This window comes from Streptomyces sp. NPDC040610 (assembly GCF_055594065.1).
The window spans coordinates 1,546-3,311 of sequence record NZ_JBVIXA010000031.1 but is presented as its reverse complement, the minus strand read 5'-3'; the positions used below and the strand labels follow the sequence as shown (position 1 = coordinate 3,311).

Annotated in this window: 1 rRNA gene (running past one end of the window); it reads left to right on the top strand. The window is 57.4% G+C overall.

The features are described from left to right. Positions 1-56 precede the first annotated feature (56 nt). A 23S ribosomal RNA gene (locus ACZ6AA_RS40830) occupies positions 57-1,766 on the top strand; it runs 1,512 nt beyond the window's last position.

Here is a 1,766-nt window from a genome sequence, read left to right as displayed (position 1 = left end):
GGGTGATGGGTGGTTGGTCGTTGTTTGAGAACTGCACAGTGGACGCGAGCATCTGTGGCCAAGTTTTTAAGGGCGCACGGTGGATGCCTTGGCACCAGGAACCGATGAAGGACGTGGGAGGCCACGATAGTCCCCGGGGAGTCGTCAACCAGGCTTTGATCCGGGGGTTTCCGAATGGGGAAACCCGGCAGTCGTCATGGGCTGTCACCCGCTGCTGAACACATAGGCAGTGTGGAGGGAACGCGGGGAAGTGAAACATCTCAGTACCCGCAGGAAGAGAAAACAACCGTGATTCCGGGAGTAGTGGCGAGCGAAACTGGATGAGGCCAAACCGTATGCGTGTGAGACCCGGCAGGGGTTGCGTATACGGGGTTGTGGGATCTCACTTTCATGATCTGCCGGTCATGAGGCGAGTCAGAAACCGTTGATGTAGGCGAAGGACATGCGAAAGGTCCGGCGTAGAGGGTAAGACCCCCGTAGTCGAAACATCAGCGGCTTGCTTGTGAGACACCCAAGTAGCACGGGGCCCGAGAAATCCCGTGTGAATCTGGCGGGACCACCCGTTAAGCCTAAATATTCCCTGGTGACCGATAGCGGATAGTACCGTGAGGGAATGGTGAAAAGTACCGCGGGAGCGGAGTGAAATAGTACCTGAAACCGTGTGCCTACAAGCCGTGGGAGCGTCGCTATGCAGCTTGCTGCATAGTCGTGACTGCGTGCCTTTTGAAGAATGAGCCTGCGAGTTTGCGGTGTGTTGCGAGGTTAACCCGTGTGGGGAAGCCGTAGCGAAAGCGAGTCCGAATAGGGCGTTTTAGTAGCGCGCTCAAGACCCGAAGCGGAGTGATCTAGCCATGGGCAGGCTGAAGCGGAGGTAAGACTTCGTGGAGGGCCGAACCCACCAGGGTTGAAAACCTGGGGGATGACCTGTGGTTAGGGGTGAAAGGCCAATCAAACTCCGTGATAGCTGGTTCTCCCCGAAATGCATTTAGGTGCAGCGTCGTGTGTTTCTTGCCGGAGGTAGAGCACTGGATAGGCGATGGGCCCTACCGGGTTACTGACCTTAGCCAAACTCCGAATGCCGGTAAGTGAGAGCGCGGCAGTGAGACTGTGGGGGATAAGCTCCATGGTCGAGAGGGAAACAGCCCAGAGCATCGACTAAGGCCCCTAAGCGTACGCTAAGTGGGAAAGGATGTGGAGTCGCAGAGACAACCAGGAGGTTGGCTTAGAAGCAGCCACCCTTGAAAGAGTGCGTAATAGCTCACTGGTCTAGTGATTCCGCGCCGACAATGTAGCGGGGCTCAAGCGTACCGCCGAAGTCGTGTCATTGCGATATATACCCCCAACGGGGATCGTGATGGGTAGGGGAGCGTCGTGTGCCGGGTGAAGCTGCCGCGTAAGCGAGTGGTGGACGGTTCACGAGTGAGAATGCAGGCATGAGTAGCGATACATACGTGAGAAACGTGTGCGCCGATTGACTAAGGGTTCCTGGGTCAAGCTGATCTGCCCAGGGTAAGTCGGGACCTAAGGCGAGGCCGACAGGCGTAGTCGATGGATAACCGGTTGATATTCCGGTACCCGCTGTGAAGCGTCAAACATCGAATCCAGTGATGCTAAGGCCGTGAAGCCGCCCTGGAGCCTTCGGGCAAAGGGGAGTGGTGGAGCCGCCGGTCCAATCTGGTAGTAGGTGAGTGATGGGGTGACGCAGGAAGGTAGTCCAGCCCGGGCGGTGGTTGTCCCGGGGTAAGGGTGTAGCCCGTCATCTAGGC